This window comes from Telluria sp. ZT3P25 (genome assembly GCF_059685895.1).
This window is the reverse complement of the sequence record NZ_JCASIJ010000001.1, coordinates 534,316-551,371: the sequence shown is the minus strand read 5'-3', so window position 1 is coordinate 551,371 and position 17,056 is coordinate 534,316. Positions and strand designations below refer to the sequence as shown.

Here is a 17,056-nt window from a genome sequence, read left to right as displayed (position 1 = left end):
GTCCATTATTCGGCATCTTCAAATGAGGTTAAACACAGCTTGCCCTTGTGCTCCGCCACCGAGGCGGTGAACAGGCGGGAGTTGTCCAGCAATACATCGGCGCGACCGACCGATACCGGGATCACGTCGCCGATCTGCAGACCAAACAGCGTGGCGAGCGTGACTTCCTTGCTCACCAGGCAGCCCTCGAGCTTGACTTCGAGGCGCGAGGCCAGCGGTTCGCGCGGCATGCGCGCACCCCCTGCCGCGCGCACGGCGCCACGGTCGGCCTTGATGCCCTGCAGCACGCAGGCCATCAAGGCGTGGTCGAGCCCAATCCAGATCTGCCCTTCCGGCGCGGCCTGGGTCGGCTCATCGGTATCGCGCCGGCCGTACTGGGCGCGCAGCACAGCGCGCAGCACCCATCCGGTCTTGCCAGGCGCGCTTGCCGGCACGACAGCAGCGCCAGCGACTGCGCGCAGTGGCGCGGGCGCGCCGTCCACCCTGGCCAGGCCCTCGGCCACGCGGGCATCGAGCAGGCTGGCCAGTAGCTGGGCCAGCGTGGCGGCGAGCCGTTCTTCCGTGGCCGTAACACGCTCCATCACGGGATTTTGCTGCGTTGCAGCAGAAACCGTTGGCTGATGGCGTGCGTACCGCCCTTCCAGCAGGCCCAACAGCAGGCTGCGCTCGAAGGCAACGGCAGCCACGCCGTAGTGGCCACTTACTCCCAACCAGCGTAATCCGGGCTGCTCGGGCGCCCGTTCGAACGACAGCTGCTCCAGGCGGTAGGCGCCCCAGTGCCGGCGCCCCCCGGGTGATGCCATTTCGCTACCAATCGCCTCGGCCAGTCCGGCAGCGAACGCCGGCAGCAGATGCACCGGACGCCCAAGCAAGCATGGGTCGAGCACCTGGTGGTCACGCCGTCGGTCAAGTTGATTAATTGCCATCTGTCTTTACCGAAAGTTAATGTCACATTGTTTTGATTCCGCACAGCAATAATTATACAGCGAGTTCAAACGCCGCAACTTTGACATATCGCTTTGATTTATCATTTGCCCTACGGTAATATTGAGTCACTGCATTGCACCATCTGCCCTCTGCAGAGTGAATGTCAGGGGTAACTTGCCTAGGCGCGACAGGTCACCGTGCATACAAATCCACACCGCACCAGCCTCCGATTTAACAAATTTCAGCGAAGAAATTACTAAAAGGTTGTTAAATTTTGTCGCTGATGAACAACAATACTTCCTCAAGGAACCACGATGGCAAATGAACTTGCTGGCCTGATCCGCGCTGATCTTGCACAACTGAGCAATGACGCAAGCCGTTTGGCGATCAACCCTGCCTCGGCTTCGTTTGCCGGGCTCGGCGCGCCAACGGGCGGCGCCGAAGCGTTTTCATTTACCCAGGCCATGCAAAGCGCCATCGCCGGCGTCGATGCCCAGGACCAGGCTGCAAGTGCCCGCGTTACGGCGGTCGAAACCGGCAAGAGCGACGACCTGGTCGGGGCCATGCTGGCCAGCCAGGAAGCCAGCCTCTCGTTCTCGATGCTGATGCAAGTACGCAACAAAGTGATGGGCGCAGTCGATGAACTGCTCAAGCTCCCGATCTGATTTCTTCGACAAGCGACGCTCACGTGCTCTCCTCCCTCAAGTCCTCCTTCAGCGGCAAGCTCGCGCTGCCCGCGCTGCCGCCGCTGCTGCGCAATAACCTGCCGCTGATGCTTGGCCTGGCCATGGCGGTCACGGCTGCCGTCATGATGTTCATGTGGCAGGATCAATCGAGCTACAAGCCGGTCTTCGGCGCGCGCGAGAAAGTCGTCGCCGCCGACATGATGACGGTGCTGGAAGCCGAACAGATTCCCTACCGCGTGCATCCGGACAGCGGCCAGGTCCTGGTCCCGTCGTCGCAGCTGGGCAAGGTGCGCATGCTGCTCGCGGCCAAGGGCGTGACCGCCCAACTGCCGGCCGGCCTCGAACTGATGGACCGTAACGACCCGCTGGGCGTGTCGCAATTCGTGCAGGACGTACGCTTCCGGCGCGGCCTGGAAGGCGAGCTCGCGCAAAGTATCCTGGCGATGGATTCGATCGCCAGTGCGCGCGTGCACCTGGCCATTGCAAAGACCAGTTCGTTCGTGACGGGCAATGCCGATGGCAACTCGGCGTCGGTCGTGGTGGCCGTCAAGCCGGGCCGCAGCCTGGGCAACGAGCAGATCGCCGCCATCGTCAACCTGGTCTCGGGCAGCGTCGCGGGGCTCTCGCCCCAGCGCGTCTCGCTGGTCGACCAGGCCGGCAATTACCTGTCCTCGCGCATCGACCTGGCCGACGGCTTCGATGGCGCCGCGCAGGGCGACACGGCTGCCAAGCGCCACGCCGATGAGGTGCGCTCCAACGTCAACGACCTGCTCGCACCGATCCTCGGCGTGGCCAACTACAAGGTCAGCGTTACCGCCGCCGTGGACAACGACCGTGTCGACGAGACACAGGAAAAATACGGCGAAGCGCCGAAGGTCACGAGCGAGGCAATGCGCGAAGAGATGGAAAAGAGCCGGATGGCGATGGGCGTGCCGGGCACGCTGTCGAACCGGCCGCCGGCGCCCGCTACCGCAGAAGCGGCAGGCGCCGCGCCTGCCGAAAAAGCCGACGACGGCAACGCCCGCAAGAACGCCACCACGCGCCAGTACGCGTATGACCGCGCGATCACGCAAATCAAGCGCGAACGCGGCCGCCTGAAAAAACTGTCGGTGGCCGTCGTGCTCAACACGACCAGCGCTGCCGACGGCAAGGCCTGGACGCCGGCCGAACTGACGAATATCGAGAAAATCCTGGCCGGTGGCCTGGGCATCGACGCCACACGGGGCGACGTGCTGGCCGTGTCGGCCATGAAGTTCCCGGCCGCGCCGGTCGAACAGGCATGGTGGCAGGAACGCGACAACATCGTCGACATGGCGAGCTGGGCCTTGTGGGCCATCGGCGCGGTGCTGGCGTACTTCCTGCTGGCCCGGCCGCTGCTGCGCGCTGCCACCACGCGCCTGGCGCCGCCGTCGCCGACGTCGGCCACGCCGGCACTGGCGGGCGCTGCCGCAGCGCCACTCACCGCGCTGCCGGCCGGCGTGACGGCGCTTGAAGCGCCGGCGCCGGGCAACCCGGGCGCCGTCATTCCCCTCCTCGAGAACTATGACTTGCCACCGTCCGGCTCGCCGGTCGACGTCATGGTCGATCACCTGAAAGTGCTGGCGGCCAAAGAGCCGGAGCGCGTCGCCGAAGTCGTCAAACAATGGGTACAGAAAAAACATGGCCGAACTGAATAACGTGGAAGACGGCGAACTCGAGGCCGGTCTGAGCCCGGTCGAACAGGCGGCCATCGTGCTGCTGTCGATCGGTGAAGAGCAGGCTGCGGCCGTGCTGCGCTGCCTCGAGCGCGACGAACTGATGGAGCTGACCCAGGTCATGTCGCGCATGAGCGGCATCAAGGTCGACACCGTCAAATCGGCGCTGCAGAGCTTCTTCGACGACTACCGCCAGCAAAGCGGCCTGCACGGCGCCTCGCGCAGCTACCTGAAGCGTTCGCTCGACCTGGCGCTGGGCAGCGACATCGCCAACAGCGTGCTCAATTCGATCTACGGCGATGCGATCCGCCCGAAAATGGCGCGCCTGCAGTACGCGTCGCCGAAGTGGCTGGCCGAATTCGTCTCGAGCGAGCACGTGCAGATGCAGGCCGTGTTCCTGGCCTTCCTGCCACCCGCGCTGGCTTCGCAGATCCTCGAAGCACTACCGGTAGAAGGCCGCGAACTGGTGCTGCTGAACATGGCGCGCCTGGACGAGATCGACCGCGACGTGCTGCACGAACTCGAAGAACTGGTGGGCCGCTGCCTGGCCGCGCTCGACACGCAGAGCGCCAGCGTCGAAGGCGTGCGCCAGGTCGCCGACATCCTCAACCGCCTGCAGGACAACCGCGCCGGCATGGTCGAACTGCTGCGCGCCCACGATCCTGCGGTCGTCTCGCAGATCGAAATGTCGATGTACGACTTCTTCATCCTGTCGCGCCAGACCGAACAGGTCATCTCGCGCCTGCTCGACGACGTGCCGCTGGAACAGTGGGCCATCGCGCTGAAAGGCGCCGAAGCGCCGCTGCGCGACGCCATCCTGGCCGCGATGCCGCGCCGCCAGGCGCAAAGCTTCGAAGACCTGATGCGTCGCTCCGGGCCGGTGCCGATGTCGCGCATCGAGCAGACCCGCCGCGAGATCATGACCACAGTCAAGGAACTGGCCGACGCCGGCGAAATCGACATCCAGCTGTTTGCCGAGGCGACTGCCGAATGAAACCGTTTCGCGCTTATCACTTTCCGCCGCTGCACCAGTTCAGCGCGGCGCGCCCTGCCGGTGCATCCGCCGGCGCGGCCGGTGGCAATGCCGCCGACGAGTGGCAAAGCGCGCTGGCCGACGGCTATCGCCAGGGCCAGCGTGACGGGTACGAGGTGGGCCTGGACCAGGGCCGCGCCGACGGTATTGCATCCGGCAAGATCGAGGGCCTCGAACGGGGTCTCGAGGAAGGCCGCGCGATGGCGCTCGAGAGTTTCGAACAACTGGCCAAGCCGGTCGACGCGATGCTCAAGAGCCTCAAGAAACTCAAGACCGACCTGCGCGCCGCGCAGCGTACCGAAGTGGTCGACCTGGTGGGCAAGATCGCGCGCCAGGTAATCCGCGCCGAACTGGCGCTGCAGCCGGTGCAGCTGCTCTCGCTGGTCGAGGAAGCGCTGGCCGTGATGCCGCCGTCGCGCGATCAGGTCGAAGTGTTCATGAATCCGGAAGAACTGCGCCGCGTGCTGGAGCTCGATCCGAAGCGCGCCAAGAAGTGGACCATCCTGCCCGACCCGGCGCTCGACGCCGGCGAATGCCGCGTGCGTTCGGGCGACCATGAAGTCGATGCCGGTTGCCAGGGGCGCCTGACGGCCGTCATGGAACAGGTGCATCAGCAGTTGCTCGGCGAAGGAGAGCAGGCATGACGGGGTTGGCGCATTCACTCGCCGACTCGCTGCGCGCCGTCGAACTGGGCGCCGTGCCGGTGGCCACACCCACCGGGCGCCTGGTCGGCGCCCAGGGGCTGCTGCTGGAAGCGAGCGGCTGCCGCCTGCACACAGGCCAGCGCTGCCGCATCGAGACCGTCGATGGCGAATGGCTCGATGCGCAGGTGGTCGGCTTTCGCGACAAGGTCTCGTATCTGATGCCGTTCAAAAAGGCGACCGGCCTGGCCACCGGCGCGCGCGTGCTGCCGGCGACGGACAAGGGCGACCTCATGATCGGCCCAAGCTGGATGGGCCGCATGGTCAACGGCCTGGGCGAACCGATCGACGGCCTGGGCCGCCTCGGTGGCGACCAGCCACTTGCCCCTGCCCCGCCGCGCGTGAATCCGCTGAAAAAAACCCCGGTGGACGAACCGCTCGACGTGGGCGTACGCGCCATCAATGCGATGCTCACGATCGGCAAGGGCCAGCGCGTCGGCCTGATGGCCGGCTCGGGCGTCGGCAAATCGGTGCTGCTGGGCCTGATCACGCGCCAGACCGTGGCCGATGTGGTCGTGGTTGGCCTGATCGGCGAGCGCAATCGCGAGGTGCGCGAATTCGTCGAGCGCTCGCTCGGCCCCGAAGGCCTGAAGCGCGCCGTTCTCGTCGTCGCGCCGGCCGACGAAAGCCCGCTGATGCGCGTGATGGCGACCGAGCTGTGTCATGCGGTCGCGGCGCATTTCCGCGACCGCGGCCAGAACGTGCTGCTGCTGTGCGATTCGCTGACCCGCTACGCGATGGCGCTGCGCGAAGTGGCGCTGTCGCTGGGCGAGCCGCCGGCCACGCGCGGCTATCCGCCGTCGGTGTTTTCGAACATGCCGCAACTGGTGGAATCGGCCGGCAACGGCGAGAACCCGCAAGGCAGCATGAGCGCGATCTACACGGTGCTGGCCGAAGGCGACGACCAGCAGGATCCGGTGGTCGACTCGGCGCGCGCGATCCTGGATGGCCACATCGTGCTCACGCGCGAACTGGCCGAGCGCGGCCACTATCCGGCGATCGACGTTGCGCAATCGATTTCGCGCTGCATGGCGCAGGTGGTCACGCCGGAACACACGCTGGCCGCGCGCAAGCTCAAGGCGGCCCTGGCGCGCCACGCACGCGTGCGCGACCTGATTCCGCTGGGCGCGTATGTGCCGGGCGCCGACCCCGAGACCGACCGCGCGGTGCAGCTGCAACCGCATATCGATGCGTTCCTGTGCCAGGGCACACGCGAAGGCGCGCCCATCGACAATTGCATCGACGCCCTGAAAGCGATCATGGCATGACACGTTCGACGACCATCCGCAGCCTGGGCACCCTGGTGCAACTCCGTTCGACTCAGGTCGAACGCCTGGAAGCCGACCTGGCCAGCCAGGAAGCGACCCGGGTGCGCTACCAGAACAACCTGGATCGCCTGACGGCGCTGACGCACGGCAGCGGCGCATCGGGCGCGGCGCTGCAGGTCAATCCGGCCATGGCGCTGAACTGCGGCGCCTACAAGCAGGGCGTGATGGCGCTGGCCGACAGCCACCGGATCGACCTGTCGCTGCACCAGGCGAACATGGCGGTCTCGCAGACCCGGCTCAAGGATGCCTGGGTCGGCCGCGAACTGCTGGGCAAGGTGCTGGCGCGCGAACAAGGTGCGCAGGCACGCGACACAGACCGATTGATGAAAAAACGCGACGACGAGATTGCCAACCAATCGTGGATGGCAGGACGGACGGCATGAGCTGCAACGAGCACCCAAGGAGAACACCATGGCATCAGTGATTACTGCACCGACCTACGACCCGATCAGCACGGCGAGCGCACTGGCCGACAAGTACGTGGCCTCGCGCCGCGAGATGATCGCGACCCAGACAAAGCAGGCGGAGGCCGCCGAACGTGGCTTGAGCGAACTCGGCGCAACGATCACATCGTTCCAGACCAGTCTTGCCGCACTCACAGGCACCGGCAAGACGCTGTACGCACAGTCCGTCACGTTCAGCGATAGTGCAATCGGTTCCGGCACTGCAAGGGCCGATGCGCCGGCCGGCACCTATGCGTTTTTCGTCAAGCAGCTTGCCACGCCCAGCCAAGTCGCGTTCGCCGGACTGACAAACGACACCGCGGCCACTGGCGACCTCAGTATTAGCATGGGCGGCAGCGAAGCCTTCAAGGTCGATCTGGCCGCGGCAGACAGCGATATCGACGGGGTCCTGAGCCCGCGCGAACTCGCGGCCGCGATTAATGCCGCGCCGATGAACCTGGGCAAGATCACGGCCTCGGTCATCACGACCGGCGCCACATCGGAGCTGGTTCTGAGCAGCAAGAGCACCGGTGAGAATGCTGAAATCTCGATCAACACCGCCAGCATGGGCAAAGCGACGAGCCTGGCCAAGGCCAATGAGCCCGCCAACGTGCGCACGCTGAGCAAGGCGCAGGATGCGATCGTTCACATCGGCGCGGAGAGCGGCACCCCGATCAAACAAGCCAGCAACACGTTCCAGAATATCGATGGCCTGACCATCACATTCAACAAGGCCCAGGCCTCTGGCACCGCACCGGTCACGATCACTACCGGCGTCAACAACGCAACAACGACGGCCAATGTTCAGGCCTTCATCACAGCCTACAATACCCTGAAAACGGGTCTTTCAAAGCTGATTTACCCAGGCAACCCTACCAGTGGCACCGCGGCCGGCGCCTTCGCCGCCGACAGCGGTGTACGTGCGCTGCACGACCGTCTGGTCAGCCTGCTGCGCCCTGCAGGCAGCGCCAGCCTGGCCTCGTTCGGCATCATCGCAAGCAAGGACGGCACCCTCGAATTGCGCGCCGACCGGCTGACGGCCCAGCTGGCACTCACGCCCAACGGCCTCGACAAGCTCATCGGCTCCACATCGGCGGCTGGCGCCAGCGGCATTGCCAATGAGCTCAACACCTATCTGAAAAGCTGGAACGACGTATCGTCAGGCCAGATCGGCAAGCGCAAAGCAGCGACCGAGGAGTTGCAATCAACACTGGGAGCCCGTGAAGCGCTGATCGACAAGCAGTACGACGTTGCCTACCAGCGCTATCTGGCGCAATTCACCCAATTGCAGAGCATTCAAAGCGTCATGAATCAAAACGTATCGCTGTTCGATGCCCTGTTCGGCAAAGACGACTGATCCATTCGCACACAGACAAACCAATATCGCCATGTCCTATCAAAACGCCTACGACGGCTACCACGCCGTCAACCTCGACACACAGACCTCGCGTGCCTCGCCGGTCGAGCTGGTGCTGCTGCTGACCGACGGCCTGCTCGACGAGCTGGCGCGCGCGCGCGCCCATATCGTGGCCCGCCGCTACGAGCAGAAAGCCATCAGCATCGACAAGTGCCTCGAAATCATCAACGGTCTTTCCGGCTCGCTCGATTTCGAGGGCGGCGGCGACACCGTGACCAACCTGGCGCGTGTGTATGAATTCTGTGCCAACCACCTGCACCGCGCCGGCATCAAGCTCGATCCGGCCATGGTGGACGAGGTAACCCGCGTGCTAAGCACCATCCGGCAAGGCTGGAAAGGCATCCAGGACCGCAATGGATAGGACAAGCGCCATCGACCGCCTTGCGAAGCGCCTGCAGGGCGCCAGCACGGCGGCGAACTGGGATCTGCTGGAACTGGCTGTACGCGAGCTGGCGCCGCAATTGACGCTGCTGGCCACAAGCGGCGCCTGGAGCGTGCCCGAGCGCGCCGCGCTGGCCCGGCTGCGCGCGGCCCACGACGGCGCCGTGCGCGCATGTGCTGGCGCTGCCGACACGCTGCAGGTGCGCCTGGATGAGATGGGAAGCAATAAAGAAGGCTGGATGGCCTACGCCCTCGTGGGCGAACTCGAACCATGTGAGACTGCCCGATGAACCTTGCGATGAACACCGCCATGAATTCTGCCAGCAATGCGCTTGGCAAGCTGGCCACCGTGGCCGGCAACGACGCGCCGTCGGCCGCCAGAACCGGCGCACCCCAGGCCCTGAACGGGGACACCGCAGTCAAGCCGGACGCCCTGCCCGACGGCGCGGGCGCCGCCCCAACCGGGGCACCGGGTCAGGCGCCGGTCACGCATCCTGCTGCGCTGCCGTTCGGCCACTGGGTGGCGCTCGACAGCGCGCGGGAAGCCGATGTAGCGCCCCTGGAGATCGTTACCGCTGACGCAGACGCCGTACCGCATGACGACGATGCGCCAGCGCTCGAAGCCGCTTTGCCCGACCACGCCGACGCCATCGAACCAACCGTGGCGCCCGAGACCATGTTGGCTGCCATGGCGCCGACGATGGTGCCAATGATGATGCCAGTGACGCTGCCGGCCATGATGCTGGCCATGCGTGACGCACACCGCGGCGACGGGGAATCGGCCACGCCGGCTGCCGGCTCCGCAGACGCCGCACCGGCCATCCAGGCCAGTGGCGCAGCACCGGCATTGCCGCCAGGCGCAGCCGGTGTACGGGCAACGCCGGCGTCCGCCGAGCTGCCGCCGGTCGCCGCCGCGCCGGCAACGGCACGGCCCGAGCAGGCTGCGGCGGCAGCACCTGTCGCCGCACGCACCTTTGAGCAGGCTGCACCAGAATCCGTGGACGCCACCCCGATCACGCCGGGCGCTGCCGTGAACGCTACCGCCAGCCAGACGGCGAACGCGCGCAGCGCCGACAGCATCGTGCTGGCCGGACCGCCGACCGCATGGCGCCAGAACCTGCACGAAGCACTGGGCGAACGGCTCCAGATCCAGCTTGGCCGCAACATCGAGCAGGCCACGATCCGCCTGGAGCCGCCGATGCTGGGCCGCATCGAGATCGCGATCCGCCACAGTGCCGGCAACCTCGAAATCCACATTGCCGCCTCCAACAGCGAAGTGCTGCGCCAGCTGAACACCGTCAGCGACAGCCTGCGCAGCGACCTCGCGGGACGCCAGTACGGCAGCGTCTCGGTCAACGTCAGCGATGTGCCGCGCATGCAGGCCAGCACCCAGACCGGTGGCCAGACCCCGGGTCAGGGCCAGTCCGATGCCCAGGGCCGTTCGCGCCAGGAGCAGGAACAGGCCCGTGCCCCCGGGCGCGCGCTGCATGACGAAGCCGCCACCGGCACCACCCTTTTCTCGATGAACTGACACGCCCCCCATGAAAGCAAAACTGATCATTGCAATTGTCGCCGCCGTCGTCGTCGTGGCGGGCGCCGCTGGCGGCGCGATGTGGTACATGAACACGTCCGCAAGCCCCGCCGTGGCGGCCAAGCCGGTGCCCGAAACCAAGCTGACCAAGTACGTCACGCTGGACAAGGTCATCGTCATGCTGCGCCGCGCCCCGGCCGAGCAGTCCACCCATTACCTGTCGGTCGACCTGGTCCTGGCCACCACGGCCGAGGGCGAAAAAGCCACCAAGGAACAATTGCCGCTGCTGCGCAGCATCGTGGTGTCCGCGCTGTCGGCCCGCACGATGGCCGAAGCGTCGGGCATGACGGTGGACCAGTACGCGGCCGAGCTGAACAAGGTCTTCAATGCCAACTATGCGAAGGAAAACCACATCAAGCCGTTTTCCGAAGTCATGGTCGGCAAGCTGATCATCGAGTGATACGCAGCCCGATCCCGGAGACGCCGTGGCCTACATGACCGATTACGTCGATGCCGCCGCCAGCGAATATGGCGAGGTGGTGGCCAGTGCCGGCTTGTCGCCGCAGGACGAGTCGCGTCACCTGCTGGCGTACGCGCCGCTGGTCAAGCGCATCGCGCGCCAGCTCGGCAGCCAGGTCTCGGGGGCGATGGGGCGCGAGGACATGGAACAGATCGGCCTGATGGGCCTGCTGGAGGCGCTGCGCCGCTATGGCGCGCCCGACACCGGGTTCTCGAGCTACGCCGCGCTGCGCGTGCGCGGCGCGATCCTGGACGAATTGCGGCGCCAGGACTGGCGCCCGCGCGCCGTGCGCCAGGACAGCCACCGCCAGCGCGACGCGTTGCGCGCACTCACGCGCAGCCTGGGTCGCGAGCCAAGCGAACCGGAAGCGGCGAACGCGCTGGGCCTGAGCCTGGACGACTACCAGCAGTATCTGCTGGCCGAGAGTGCCGAAGAGATGCTCAGCTTTGACGAAGTCCTGCAGGAAGCGGTCGGCGCCGAGAACCACACGCCCGGCCCCGAAGACGCCTACATGGTGCGGCGCAGCCTGGAACAGGCGCTGGCCAAACTGAACGAAAAAGAACAGCGCGTGATCCAGATGATCTACGAGTTCGAACTGAGCTACAAGGAAATCGCCGCCGTGCTCGACCTGTCCGACGCGCGTGTCTGCCAGCTCAACAAGAGCGCGCTGGCAAAAATGAACACTGCGCTGCGGCGCGACTGAACTCAACAAAGAAACCGCCAGAAAGGCACACGTCATGCAGCAATTACTCGGTATCGCCATCGTGCTCGGCGCCGTCTTCGGGGGCTTCACCCTGATGGGCGGCACCTTCACCTCGATCTTCCACCCGATCGAGCTGTTGATCATCGGCGGCGCTGCCCTCGGCGCGCTGGTGCTCGGCAACCCGAAGCACGTCCTGGCCGAACTGGGCCACCAGCTCAAGAAGGTGGCGGCGCGCAAGAAGCACGACTCGGAGTTTCAGCGCCAGCTGCTGCTCCTGATGTACGAACTGCTGCAGACGGCGGCCGGCGGCCTGAAGGCACTGGATGCGCACGTCGAGGCGCCTGCCGAAAGCCCGCTGTTCCAGCGCTATCCGGCGATCCTCGATGAGACCAAACTGCTGGCCTTCATCGTCGATAACTTCCGCCTGATGGCGATGGGCAAGATCAACGCGCACGAGCTCGAAGGCGTGCTCGAGCAGGAGCTCGAAGCTATCCACGAAGAGCTGACGCAACCGGCCAAGTCGCTGCAAAAGATCGCCGAAGCAATGCCAGGATTTGGCATCCTGGCCGCGGTGCTGGGCATCGTGATGGCGATGTACTCGGTCTCGGGCGGCGCCGATTCGGGCGAGATCGCCGAAAAGATCGGCGCGGCCATGGTCGGCACCTTCATCGGCATCTTCGCCTGCTACGGCGTGCTCGAGCCGCTGGCCAACCTGATGAAGCAAACGGTCAACTCGGACGCCTCGACGATGGAAACCGTCAAGGTCGTGCTGTGCACCCACGTGGCCGGCAAGCCGGCCCTGCTGGCGATCGACGCCGGGCGCCGCCTGATCCAGCTGAATACCAAACCCAGCTTTGCCCAGCTTGAACAGTGGATCAACGCGATGGGCGGCGAAGACGAATCGCAGAACAAGCGCCGGCGCGCCGCCGACCGCATGACGGGGTAACACGTGTCGAAAACGAACGACAAACACGAATCGACCATCGTCAAGCGCGGTGGCGGCAAGCATCAGCATGACGAGCATGGCGGTGCCTGGAAAGTCGCGTTCGCCGACTTCTGCCTGGCGCTGATGGCCCTGTTCCTGGTGCTGTGGCTGATCGCCTCGCGCGAGCAGCAGAACCTGAAAGCCATCATCAGCGAGGCAACCGAGAGCGGCATGCTCGAAGGCCAGGGCCAGAAGCCGGCCATCGCCAGCGAACCAAGTGGCAGCCTGATCGAACGCTTCCCGGTGCCGCACTCGGGTAGTGGCGGCCCTGGCAATCCGGGCAGCGGGGGCGATGCGGGCGCGCCGAAGGTGGGCTATGAAACCCCGGCCGACCTCACCGCACTGTCAAAGGCCCTGACCGAACTGTCGGTGGAAGCCGGACTGGCCCCGAACCTGGCCACCGTCGTCACACCGTACGGATTGCGCGTGATGCTGCACGACACCGACAAGCAGGGCATGTTCATGCGCGGCAGCGCCCTGCCCACCGGCCGCTTCGCGCGCCTGCTGCAAAAGATGGGACCGCTGTTCGCCCGGATGCGCAACCAGATGCTGATCGTCGGCCATACCGATTCCAGCCGCTACGCCGGCATCGATCGCGGCGCGTACTCGAACTGGGCGCTGTCGACCGACCGCGCACTGTCGGCGCGGGCCCAGCTGCTCACCGGTGGCATGCGCACCGACACCGTGCTGCAGGTGGTGGGCATGGCCGATCGCGGCCCGCTGCACCCCGAGCAGCCGCTCGACGGCAAGAACCGCCGCATCGAACTGTTGATCCTGACGGGCGCGCAATCGCGCGCGGTGGCCGGCATGTTCGGCGCGCCGGCCGCCGGCGCACCAGCGGGCAAGGCACTGGTTGGCAACGCCAGTGCAGGCGCCACCGTCAGCCTGCCCGACGCGGCGGCACTCGAGACACTGCGCGGCCAGCTGCCGACATCGCCATGACAATCAATACCAAATCACGAGGTAACCGCATGAAAATCTCCGGCGCATCGTCGTCCGCCATCACCACCGTGACGCCCGGCGCCGGTGCGGTGTCGGTACCGGTTCAGACCGAAGCATCGGCAGCACCGGCAGCCGCCCTGCAGTCGGCGGTGCTGCAGCCGGCCGCCGATGCGCTCAGCGCCATGCCGGACTTCGACGCGGTGCGCGTGGCCGAACTGCGCGAGGCGCTTGCACGCGGCGAGCTGCCGTTCGATGCCGGGCGCCTGGCCGGCCTGATTCAAAAATTCCACTCGGGACGCTAAGCATGGCCACCCTCACCCGCAGCCAGGCCAACGCGCTGCTTGCCGACGGCGTCACCCAGGACGTCAACGAGGCAGCCACCATCCTGATGCTGCTCGAACGCCAGTTCGACGCCGCCGTGCGCCACCGCAGTGCCGAGCTGAGCACGCTGGCCGACGAACTCACCCCGCTGCTCGAGGCCATGGAAGCGCGCCGCCAGCAGCGCGTGACGCTGGTGCGCGCACTGCTGGGGCCGCAGGGAACGATGGCGCAATACAGCGCGACACTGGCGCCGGCGCCGCGCGCCGCCTTCGAGGCAGCCTGGCAGGCGCTCGAACAGACGGTGCGCGCCTGCAAGGATGCAACGCTGCGCAACGGCCAGCTAATGGCCGAACAGCACGGGATCATGCAGCGCGTGCTGCACGGCGAGGAGCAGTTGTATGCGCCACGTTGACCTGACAACCCGCGCCACCGCGCCAACCGCAGCGACGCTCGCAACGAGCGCAACTCGCCCGACCGCCGCAACCGGTGGGGGCACGGGGTTTGGCAGCCTGTTGAACGATGTCGCCAGTGAAGTGACCGCCTACATCCAGCATGGCGACGCGGACGGTGGCACTGCCAGCACGCTGAGCGCCGAAGGTGCGCTGCTGCGCGCACGCGCCACCGGCCTGATCATGGATGGCACCGAGGGTGCGGATGGCGTCACTGCACCGAACGCAGCCGCCAGGCCGCCCCAGCAGCAGGCATTTTTGGACAGCATCGCGCCCTGGGCGCGCCAGGCGGCGCAGCAGCTGGGCGTGGCGCCGGAGCTGGTCCAGGCCCACGCGGCCCTCGAGTCGGGCTGGGGCCAGCGGCCGCTGCGGGTCGAGGGCGGTGCGAGCAGCCACAACCTGTTCGGCATCAAGGCCGGCCCGCGCTGGAACGGCGCGACGGGCGACTCGACCACCACCGAATACGTGAACGGCGCGGCGCTGACCACCCGCGAGCGCTTTCGTGCTTACCCGGATGCGGCCAGCGCGTTCCAGGACTATGCCCGCGTGTTGCTGGACAATCCCCGCTACCGGGCCGCGCTCAACACGGGCAACGACGCACAGGCCTTCGCGCAGGGACTGGCGCGTGGCGGTTACGCAACAGATCCCGACTACGCGTCGAAACTCGCGCGCATCGCCGGCAAGCTGCAGGGCATGGCCGATTGATGCATGGCTTGACGCGTCATTCGCCGAGCGGCAAGTCGAGCGGCTGGACCGCGCCGGCACCGACCACGCGCATGCGCACCACCTGGCCGCTGGCGCCGTTCTTGACCCGGACCACGGCGCCGCGCGCGCCGGCGTCGAGCGCTTCGCCGGCCATGCTCACTTCGATGCCGTCCTGGCGCGCGACCATCATCACGCCATCCCCGCGCTTGACGACGACCGGCGCGGCCAGGCTGCCAGCACGCAGCACGTCGCCTGCACGCAGGCTGCGCCGGCTCGACTGGCCGACGACATTGGCCAGCACCCCGACCGGATCCGCGATATTGGTGATGTCGCGCCGCTCGAGCGCGACGTCGGTCTCGCCAAGCACCGTATTGGCAGACAACGGCGCACTGGCCACCGCCACCATGGCCGACACCCGCGCGCGCACGATGAATTCATGGCGCCAGCCAGTGCCGTCCGGGCAACGGGCGACAAAGCGCATGCGGGCCGGCTGGCGCGTGTCGACCGCCTCGATGGCGGGGGCGACGCTGCAGGCCGGCGCCGGCCGGCTGCTGACGACGGTCAGGTCGAACTCCGGTTCGCTCAAACCACTGGCGGCAGCGACTTTTTCGAGCTCATCACGCGCAATCTGTTGTATCTGTGCGGAAAGAGTTTGCGCTGACCATGCTGTGGTGCACAACACACAGGTTACAATAATCAGTATTGCCTTACGGAAATCCATAGGTGGACAATGTTGGTCAGGCGGAAATAACCATTCTAACCAATCCCACTGCACTTCACCGGAGAATCGCCATGTCGATCAATTTCAAGGACGCGCTGGGCGTCCACGCCGATGCGCTCCAGCTGCGCGCTGAACGCACCCGCGTCCTGGCCGCCAACATCGCCAACGAAAGCACGCCGGGCTACACCGCCCGCGACATCGATTTCGCCAGTGCATTGCAGGACCAGCTCGATAGCGAGGACGGCATGCCGACCCTGTCGGCCGACGGCCCGCTGTACCGCGTCCCGTACCAGGCCAGCGCCGACGGCAACACCGTCGAAATCGGCGTCGAGCAGGCAGCGTTTTCGCAGAACGCGTCCGACTTCCAGACCAGCCTCACCTTCATCAACATGAAGTTGCGCGGTCTGAACAAAGTCATCACGGGTCAATAAGACCAATAGGAGCATCGCATGGGATTCAAGGATATTTCACAGATCGCAGGTTCGGCCATGGCGGCCCAGACCGTGCGCATGAACACGATCGCCAGCAACCTGGCCAACGCGAATGCCGTCGCGGGCACCGAAGCGGATGCCTACCGTGCGCGCAAGCCCGTGTTCGCCGCGATGGTGGGCGACGCCGGCACCGCCAGCGTGCAGGTGCTCGACGTGGTCGAGTCGAGCGCGCCGCTGCGCCGCATGCACGAACCCGACAATCCGCTGGCCGATGCCGACGGCATGGTGTTTTATGCCAACGTCAATGAAGTGGCCGAAATGGCCGACATGATGGCCGCCTCGCGCGCCTTCGAGACCAATGTCGAGGTCATGGACCGCATCAAGTCGATGCAGCAGTCGCTGATGCGCATGGGAGAAAGCTGATCATGGTCACCACCACCTCGAATGCATTCGGCCTGAATGGCAACGCGAACGGCAGCACGGGCAGCAATGCCGTCGCCCCGGCCGCCAGCCCGGTCAGCGCCAACAAGGACATGTTCACCAAGCTCCTGGTCGCGCAGATCCGCAACCAGGATCCGCTGGCGCCGTCCGATCCAGCCACATTCGTCAACCAGCTCTCGCAGCTGTCGCAGACCGAAGCGCTGGAAAACATGACCCAGACCACCGCTGCCAGCGCCACCATGCTGCAAAGCCTGCAGGTGCTGGCCATGGGCGGCCAGGTCGGCAACCAGGTGTCGGTCGAGACGAGCCGAGTGCAACTGGGCGAGACCCCGCTGCAGGGCACCGTCCAGCTGGGCGGGGCCAGCAGCCTGACCCACCTGGTGCTCACCGGCGCCACCGGAACACAGACACGGGTCGAATTGCCGCCGCATGCCGCGGGCGCGCAGCCTTTCACGATCGACCCGGCCAAACTTGGCCTGCCAGCGGGCAAATATAGCGTTGCTGCCGAAGCGTCGGACGGCACCAAGCCAGCCGTGGAGATCGACGGGCGCTTGAACAGCGTGCGCCTGTCGTCCACTGGCGGCATAGTCATGCAGGTGGCCGGCATCGGTGATGTCGAGCCGGGCTGGATCACGGGTTTCAACGGCAAGACCACCGGCGCCGATGCGCCCGTTACGTTCAATTAAAAGGATATGCC

At 66.1% G+C, this 17,056-nt stretch carries 22 protein-coding genes; 20 read left to right on the top strand and 2 right to left on the bottom strand.

What is annotated here, in order from left to right; genetic code table 11:
• Positions 1-5: 5 nt before the first annotated feature.
• Positions 6-926 carry a FliM/FliN family flagellar motor switch protein gene (locus AC56LY_RS02440; protein WP_499576265.1) on the bottom strand — a complete coding sequence of 307 codons (921 nt, stop codon included), beginning with the start codon at positions 924-926 and terminating at the stop codon, positions 6-8.
• A 315-nt stretch (positions 927-1,241) separates the two neighbouring features.
• Between AC56LY_RS02440 and fliE the strand changes: the two genes are divergently transcribed.
• From fliE to AC56LY_RS02355, 17 genes are read left to right on the top strand one after another with little or no spacing between them, the layout of a single operon-like run.
• On the top strand, positions 1,242-1,592 hold the full coding sequence (gene fliE / locus AC56LY_RS02435) for a flagellar hook-basal body complex protein FliE (RefSeq protein ID WP_499576262.1): 351 nt from the start codon (positions 1,242-1,244) through the stop codon (positions 1,590-1,592).
• A gap of 23 nt (positions 1,593-1,615) precedes the next feature.
• Entirely contained in the window at positions 1,616-3,289 is a 1,674-nt protein-coding gene (gene fliF, locus AC56LY_RS02430) for a flagellar basal-body MS-ring/collar protein FliF (RefSeq protein ID WP_499576260.1), read from the top strand.
• Positions 3,273-4,301, top strand: coding sequence for a FliG C-terminal domain-containing protein (locus AC56LY_RS02425; RefSeq protein WP_499576257.1), 1,029 nt, complete (start codon positions 3,273-3,275; stop codon positions 4,299-4,301). Before fliF ends, AC56LY_RS02425 begins: the two co-directional genes overlap by 17 nt.
• Complete coding sequence (gene fliH, locus AC56LY_RS02420; RefSeq protein WP_499576254.1) at positions 4,298-4,984, top strand: flagellar assembly protein FliH; 687 nt, start codon at positions 4,298-4,300, stop codon at positions 4,982-4,984. The genes AC56LY_RS02425 and fliH overlap by 4 nt, the downstream gene beginning before the upstream one ends.
• Positions 4,981-6,309 carry a flagellar protein export ATPase FliI gene (gene fliI, locus AC56LY_RS02415; RefSeq protein ID WP_499576249.1) on the top strand — a complete coding sequence of 443 codons (1,329 nt, stop codon included), beginning with the start codon at positions 4,981-4,983 and terminating at the stop codon, positions 6,307-6,309. Before fliH ends, fliI begins: the two co-directional genes overlap by 4 nt.
• Positions 6,306-6,752 (top strand): flagellar FliJ family protein, encoded by a 447-nt coding sequence (locus tag AC56LY_RS02410; protein ID WP_499576245.1) that lies wholly within the window; start codon positions 6,306-6,308, stop codon positions 6,750-6,752. The genes fliI and AC56LY_RS02410 overlap by 4 nt, the downstream gene beginning before the upstream one ends.
• Entirely contained in the window at positions 6,715-8,169 is a 1,455-nt protein-coding gene (gene fliD / locus AC56LY_RS02405) for a flagellar filament capping protein FliD (protein ID WP_499576240.1), read from the top strand. Before AC56LY_RS02410 ends, fliD begins: the two co-directional genes overlap by 38 nt.
• A 31-nt stretch (positions 8,170-8,200) precedes the next feature.
• Positions 8,201-8,590 (top strand): flagellar export chaperone FliS, encoded by a 390-nt coding sequence (fliS, locus tag AC56LY_RS02400; RefSeq protein ID WP_183549548.1) that lies wholly within the window; start codon positions 8,201-8,203, stop codon positions 8,588-8,590.
• Positions 8,583-8,900: a hypothetical protein gene (locus AC56LY_RS02395; RefSeq protein WP_499576235.1), complete on the top strand. Its 318-nt coding sequence runs from the start codon at positions 8,583-8,585 to the stop codon at positions 8,898-8,900. Before fliS ends, AC56LY_RS02395 begins: the two co-directional genes overlap by 8 nt.
• A 20-nt stretch (positions 8,901-8,920) precedes the next feature.
• Positions 8,921-10,141, top strand: a complete 1,221-nt coding sequence (locus tag AC56LY_RS02390) for a flagellar hook-length control protein FliK (protein ID WP_499576233.1) — start codon at positions 8,921-8,923, stop codon at positions 10,139-10,141.
• Between the two features lie 10 nt (positions 10,142-10,151).
• Positions 10,152-10,601 carry a flagellar basal body-associated FliL family protein gene (locus tag AC56LY_RS02385; RefSeq protein WP_499576231.1) on the top strand — a complete coding sequence of 150 codons (450 nt, stop codon included), beginning with the start codon at positions 10,152-10,154 and terminating at the stop codon, positions 10,599-10,601.
• A 34-nt stretch (positions 10,602-10,635) separates the two neighbouring features.
• Positions 10,636-11,364 (top strand): FliA/WhiG family RNA polymerase sigma factor, encoded by a 729-nt coding sequence (locus AC56LY_RS02380; RefSeq protein WP_499581919.1) that lies wholly within the window; start codon positions 10,636-10,638, stop codon positions 11,362-11,364.
• Between the two features lie 34 nt (positions 11,365-11,398).
• Entirely contained in the window at positions 11,399-12,310 is a 912-nt protein-coding gene (gene motA / locus AC56LY_RS02375) for a flagellar motor stator protein MotA (RefSeq protein ID WP_258836336.1), read from the top strand.
• Between the two features lie 3 nt (positions 12,311-12,313).
• Positions 12,314-13,291 carry a flagellar motor protein MotB gene (locus AC56LY_RS02370; protein ID WP_499576229.1) on the top strand — a complete coding sequence of 326 codons (978 nt, stop codon included), beginning with the start codon at positions 12,314-12,316 and terminating at the stop codon, positions 13,289-13,291.
• A 29-nt stretch (positions 13,292-13,320) separates the two neighbouring features.
• On the top strand, positions 13,321-13,593 hold the full coding sequence (flgM, locus tag AC56LY_RS02365; protein ID WP_499576226.1) for a flagellar biosynthesis anti-sigma factor FlgM: 273 nt from the start codon (positions 13,321-13,323) through the stop codon (positions 13,591-13,593).
• Positions 13,594-13,595: 2 nt separating this feature from the next.
• Positions 13,596-14,024 (top strand): flagellar export chaperone FlgN, encoded by a 429-nt coding sequence (gene flgN, locus AC56LY_RS02360; RefSeq protein WP_499576224.1) that lies wholly within the window; start codon positions 13,596-13,598, stop codon positions 14,022-14,024.
• Positions 14,011-14,766 (top strand): glycoside hydrolase family 73 protein, encoded by a 756-nt coding sequence (locus AC56LY_RS02355; protein WP_499576221.1) that lies wholly within the window; start codon positions 14,011-14,013, stop codon positions 14,764-14,766. Before flgN ends, AC56LY_RS02355 begins: the two co-directional genes overlap by 14 nt.
• 16 nt (positions 14,767-14,782) lie before the next feature.
• Here the strand turns inward: AC56LY_RS02355 and flgA are convergent, their stop codons facing one another.
• The gene (flgA, locus tag AC56LY_RS02350; RefSeq protein WP_499576220.1) at positions 14,783-15,352 is read right to left on the bottom strand and encodes a flagellar basal body P-ring formation chaperone FlgA; all 570 of its coding nucleotides are present in this window, start codon (positions 15,350-15,352) and stop codon (positions 14,783-14,785) included.
• Between the two features lie 206 nt (positions 15,353-15,558).
• Between flgA and flgB the strand changes: the two genes are divergently transcribed.
• Genes flgB through AC56LY_RS02335 form a run of 3 tightly spaced genes read left to right on the top strand, consistent with a single transcriptional unit; the run spans position 15,559 to position 17,045 of the window.
• Positions 15,559-15,918: a flagellar basal body rod protein FlgB gene (flgB, locus tag AC56LY_RS02345; RefSeq protein ID WP_499576219.1), complete on the top strand. Its 360-nt coding sequence runs from the start codon at positions 15,559-15,561 to the stop codon at positions 15,916-15,918.
• A gap of 18 nt (positions 15,919-15,936) precedes the next feature.
• Complete coding sequence (gene flgC, locus AC56LY_RS02340; RefSeq protein ID WP_499576218.1) at positions 15,937-16,341, top strand: flagellar basal body rod protein FlgC; 405 nt, start codon at positions 15,937-15,939, stop codon at positions 16,339-16,341.
• Positions 16,342-16,343: 2 nt separating this feature from the next.
• Positions 16,344-17,045 (top strand): flagellar hook capping FlgD N-terminal domain-containing protein, encoded by a 702-nt coding sequence (locus tag AC56LY_RS02335; RefSeq protein WP_499576217.1) that lies wholly within the window; start codon positions 16,344-16,346, stop codon positions 17,043-17,045.
• Positions 17,046-17,056 lie beyond the last annotated feature (11 nt).